This is a genomic window from Mesorhizobium sp. M7D.F.Ca.US.004.03.1.1, assembly GCF_003998635.1.
Taxonomy (GTDB): domain Bacteria; phylum Pseudomonadota; class Alphaproteobacteria; order Rhizobiales; family Rhizobiaceae; genus Mesorhizobium; species Mesorhizobium loti.
Genome location: NZ_RZQG01000461.1, coordinates 1 through 4,724, shown reverse-complemented (window position 1 = coordinate 4,724; position 4,724 = coordinate 1). Strand labels below are relative to the sequence as shown.

Sequence of the window (4,724 nt, the reverse complement as noted above, 5' to 3'; positions counted from 1 at the left end):
GCATCGTCGTCGTCGAAAGCGTGTTCGGCTGGCCGATGCCGGGCCAGCCGAACACGCTTTCGACGACGACGATGCCGCCCATGAAGATGCCGATATCGATGCCGATCATGGCGATGACCGGCAGGATGGCGTTGGGCAGCGCATGGCGAAAGAGGATGGTGCCGCGTGCCAGGCCTTTGGCACGGGCGGTGCGCACGTAATCCTGGCGCAGCACGTCGATCATCGACGAGCGCATCATGCGGGCGTACCAGCCGGCGCCGAGGATGCCCATGGTCAGCGACGGCAGCACGAGATGACGCCAGGTGCCGTAGCCGCCGATCGGAAACCAGCTCAGCCGTACGGCAAAGACGTAGAGCAGCAGCAGGCCGACGACGAATTGCGGCGCCGAGACGCCGACGAACGAGGCGACCATCAGCGTCTGGTCCGTAGCGGTGCCGCGCTTGACGGCGGCGATGAGACCCATGCTGAGGCCGAGCAGCAGCTCGCACAGGATGGCGCCGACCATAAGCAACAGGCTGGCTGGGAGCCGCGAGACAATCAGCTCGGTGACCTCGGAGCGCTGGATGTAGGAGCGGCCGAGATCGCCGCTGATGAGCTTCACCAGATAGCGCCAATACTGGACGATAAACGGCTGGTCGAGGCCGAGCTGCTGGCGGATGTTCTCGACCGTCTGCGGCGTGGCGCTGCGGCCGGCGATCTGGCGCACCGGATCGGCCGGCAGGAGATAAAGCAGCGCGAAGGTGATCAGCGAGACCCCGAGCAGGATGAGCAGCGACTGGATCAGGCGGCGGCCGAGATAGGCGATCATGCCCGGCCCCTTTGCGTCGGATCGAGAATGTCGCGCAGCGCGTCGCCGATCAGGTTGAAGGCCAGCGCCAGCGCCAGGATCGCCGCACCGGGGAAGAACACCAGCCAGGGTGCGGCCTGGAAGTAGGTCTGGTTCTCGAAGATGATGTTGCCCCAGGACGCCGTCGGCGGCTGCACGCCGATGCCGAGGAAGGAGAGCGTCGCCTCGAGCAGCACCGTGGTGGAAATGCCGAGCGTGCCCCAGACGATGATGGTCGGCAGCAGATGCGGCAGGATGTGGCGAAACAGGATGCGCGGTGCGCTGGCGCCGATGGTGCGCTCGGCATCGATGAACTCGCGTTCGGCCAGCGAGCTGGTCTCGGTGTAGATGACGCGTGCGGTCTGCACCCAGTTGACCAACGCGATGACCATGGCGACGATCCACAGGCTGGGCTCGAACACCGCCGCCAGGCAAATGGCGAGCAGCAGTGCCGGAAAGGCCATCATCAGGTCGGTGAAGCGCATCAGCGCGCTGCCGATCCAACCGCGGAAATAGCCGGCAACGACGCCGACCAGCGTGCCGATCAGAAGCGCCACACCATTGGCGACGATGCCGATGATCAGCGAGGTGCGCGCGCCGTAGAGGATGCGGGTCAGCAGGTCGCGGCCGAGCAGGTCGGTGCCCAGCCAGAATTTTGCATCCGGCGGCAAGGGCGAGCCCTCGATGGTCAGGCCGTCGAACATCTGCTCGTTGGGATCATAGCCGGTCAGCCATGGCGCCAGCACGGCGCCGGCAACGACAATGGTGACGATCACCAGCCCGAGCAGCGCCAGGCGGCGCCTGATCAGCCGGCGCCAGACGCCGGCGCGCGGCTTGACCGGCATGCGCCCTGGCGCGGTGAGATCAGGCGCGATGGGACTGGTCATCGCCGCCTTCCTCTTCCGTCATCGCTACGATCCGGCGCGCGGCATCCTCGATGCTGATCTGCCAGCTCATCGCCAGCGAGCGCAGTTGCGCATAGGCGCGGTCGTCACTGGTGCCTTTGGACAAAGCTGTCACCGCGCGCACGATGGTCTGGCGATCGGCGACACGCTGGCGAAGCGAGGCAATCTCGCCGGCCAGATGTTTGCGCGCCTCGAAACTTTGGCGTGCGATCAGCAGCGCGCTGTAGACGCCGGCATTGCCGACCGGCTTCAGGAGCTGGGCGTCGGCCTTGTGCGACAGCGCCCATTCGATGCGGCCGGGTGCCTCCGAGCCGATCAGCGCCACCAGCGGCATCGGCGCCTCGCCCGGCTTCCACGGGAACTGCTCGTCGAAGCCGAGATCGGCGTCGAAAAAGACGAAATCGGCCGCCAGCGCCTCGGGCGGCAGTTCCGGCCAGCAATCCAGCGTGATCAGGCCGATGGCCGACAATTGCCGGGTGATCGCCTGCACCGTCGGGTGCGGGCGATGCAGGATGAAGGCCCTGGCGCCACCGAGATTGGGAATGCGTGGCGCCCTGGTCACGACACCACCCTGAGGCGCGGACGGCCGAATGTTTTTGCAGGATCGTAGCGCGACAGATACGGGTCCGGCGCGACCTCGTCCTCACGGCTGACGACCTCGAAGAAGCCGTCTGCAATTCGCCCAATGATCACCGGCAATGTCGCGTGCTGGGAATGGGCGTCGATGGCGATCGGCCCGAGCCTAGTGGAGAAGCGCCGTTCGGCGAAGGCTTTGGAGAATTCCGCCGGACCGGCTTCGGCATCGCGAGAGAGCACGTCAGCCATCACCTGCACCGAGGCATAGGCGGAGGCCTCGAAGGACGAGGCGAAGGCGGCCGGGCGCGGCGCGAAATACGGCCCGACCGACAAATGCCCTTTTCCGGATTCGCCGATCGCCGGCAGCTCGCCCTCGGTGAGGTTGCAGGAGATGACGGGACAGGCTTCGGGGCGGAAGGCCGGATCCTCGTCGCCCAAGTCGCGATAGGCCGCCAGGAAGGCGTAGGACGAGGTGCCGATCAGATTGTTCAGGATGAAGTTCGGCCGCGTGGCCCGGATTTCAGCGATCAGGCGCGACACGTCGGTCTCGCCGATGCGCAGATAGCGCTCGCCCAGAACCTTGCCGCCTGCATCGGCGATCAGGTCGCGCGCCACGCGGTTCATCTCCCAGCCCCAGATATAGTTCGAGCCGAGCAGGAAACCGTTGGCGCCGAAGCGCGGCACGACATGGGCCATCAGCGGCACCAGATGCTGGTTGGGGCAAGCGTGCATGTAGACGACGTGCTCGTTGGCTTCGAAGCCCTCATAGGGGCAGGCGTACCAGAGCATGCCACCGGCTTTCTCCAGAACTGGGATCGTCTCCTTGCGGCTCCAGGAGGTGACACAGCCGACGACATGGCGGGCGCTGCTGGTCTTGAAGATGTCCTCGCAGAGCGTCGCGTAGCGATCCGCATTGCTTTGCGGATCGCGCTCGACCGGCACCAGCTCGATGCCATGCTGGCGGTCGGCATTGATGTCGGCGACCGCGCGCATGGCGCCCATACGGCACGCATCGGAGATGAGCTGGTAGCTCCCCGAGCGGGAATACAGGATGCCGATCTCGATGCGCCGTTTCAAACAGATCCCCAAAATGACAATGCCCCGCAGCCAGCGCCGGAGGGGCGAGGCATACGAGGCATTCTTGCCGCCCGGCGATCAGAGCCGGTATTTTTCCGATCACTAACCTATTCGGTACAGGCGGTCAGTCAAGCCCTATCCACGTGCCACACTCACGGCCTGCCATCGCTGTTTCGTTGCCGCCAGCTATCTGGCCGCCGGCCTCTGACTGTGTTGGCGGGCATAGGCCACACAGGCGTCCACCGTGCTGACACAAAGCGCGTCGCGCCTGTTGGGCAAATTGTTGTCGCCGGCGTAGGCAACTTCGGCGACGCGGCCGTCGACCATGCGAATTTGCGTGTCGCAATATCCGCCGGGAGCGACATTGACGGAGCCGCCGACCGCCGGGATAGCGCCGACCGCTAGGGTCGGGACGACAATGCTGAGATTGCCGCGTTGAACGATGCGCTTATAGGTCCAGATCTGGCCCGATCGGCCAGCGTCGGCGGTGGCAGTCGGAAACCCCGCGCACATTCGAACGTCGGCTTCACTAAGGCCGACCATCTCCTTGCGAGCCGCCGCCACCGTGGGGTCAACCTTGGCGATGCGCGACGTATCGTCGGGAATGACGCAGGAAGACTGGACGCCGACGAAGAGAACAGGAAGGGCAAGCTTTCGAATACAGGAAAATGTCATACCGATTGTAGGATTTGCCCGATTGCAGATTTGCGTGACGCCCGCCGCTCCTTTTACCTAGGCAAACAGGCGATCGGATCAACCCGTTCAGCTTCACGAAAAAGTGGCCATGGCTGCATCATGGCCGGCGGCCGGGAAGCCAACGCGCCATGGCGGAAATGGGCTCGCATCGGGGTGCAGTCGTACCGGATGCGGGCCGCAAGGGACCGGAGAACGGTCAGCTCTCGCCGTCGATCAAGCTCTCCAGGAGGTCGAGCAACTGTTCAAGCTTCTCGTGACCAAAACGCTGTTCGATGTCGTCATAGATGACGCGACGCTCGGGCGACAGGGCGTCGATCAAGGCGGAACCGGCAGGCGCAATGGTCAGCACGACGCGGCGGCCGTCGCCTTCCGCCTTGTTGCGGGTGATGAATTTGCGTCCCTCGAGCGCCTTGATGATGCGCGTCAGGCTGGGCGGCAGCACCGATGCGCGATCGGCAAGCTCTGTTGCCTCGACCGAGCCGGCTTCACTCAACACACACAGCACACGCCATTGCTGCTCGGACACATCATGCGCCGCAAGCATCGGGCGAAACCGCGCCATCACCGCTTCGCGGGCATGAAGCAACGCCATCGGCAGGGAACGACGAGTGTCTTTAGGCGGCACGTGAGAGGTCCTCCAACGC

General features: G+C 64.9%; 6 protein-coding genes. All 6 read right to left on the bottom strand.

What is annotated here, in order from left to right:
• A partial coding sequence (locus tag EN935_RS22805) for an ABC transporter permease (protein WP_164771270.1) occupies positions 1–808 on the bottom strand: 808 nt, incomplete at its 3' end.
• On the bottom strand, positions 805–1,671 hold the full coding sequence (locus EN935_RS22800) for an ABC transporter permease (protein ID WP_206532362.1): 867 nt from the start codon (positions 1,669–1,671) through the stop codon (positions 805–807). The genes EN935_RS22805 and EN935_RS22800, both read right to left, overlap by 4 nt.
• A gap of 19 nt (positions 1,672–1,690) precedes the next feature.
• Entirely contained in the window at positions 1,691–2,293 is a 603-nt protein-coding gene (locus tag EN935_RS22795) for an ANTAR domain-containing protein (protein ID WP_127263136.1), read from the bottom strand.
• Positions 2,290–3,384, bottom strand: a complete 1,095-nt coding sequence (locus tag EN935_RS22790; RefSeq protein WP_109667408.1) for a transporter substrate-binding protein — start codon at positions 3,382–3,384, stop codon at positions 2,290–2,292. The genes EN935_RS22795 and EN935_RS22790 overlap by 4 nt, the downstream gene beginning before the upstream one ends.
• 186 nt (positions 3,385–3,570) lie before the next feature.
• Complete coding sequence (locus tag EN935_RS22785) at positions 3,571–4,059, bottom strand: hypothetical protein (RefSeq protein ID WP_127263135.1); 489 nt, start codon at positions 4,057–4,059, stop codon at positions 3,571–3,573.
• A gap of 217 nt (positions 4,060–4,276) precedes the next feature.
• Positions 4,277–4,705 (bottom strand): homoprotocatechuate degradation operon regulator HpaR, encoded by a 429-nt coding sequence (gene hpaR / locus EN935_RS22780; RefSeq protein WP_127263134.1) that lies wholly within the window; start codon positions 4,703–4,705, stop codon positions 4,277–4,279.
• Positions 4,706–4,724: the final 19 nt, after the last annotated feature.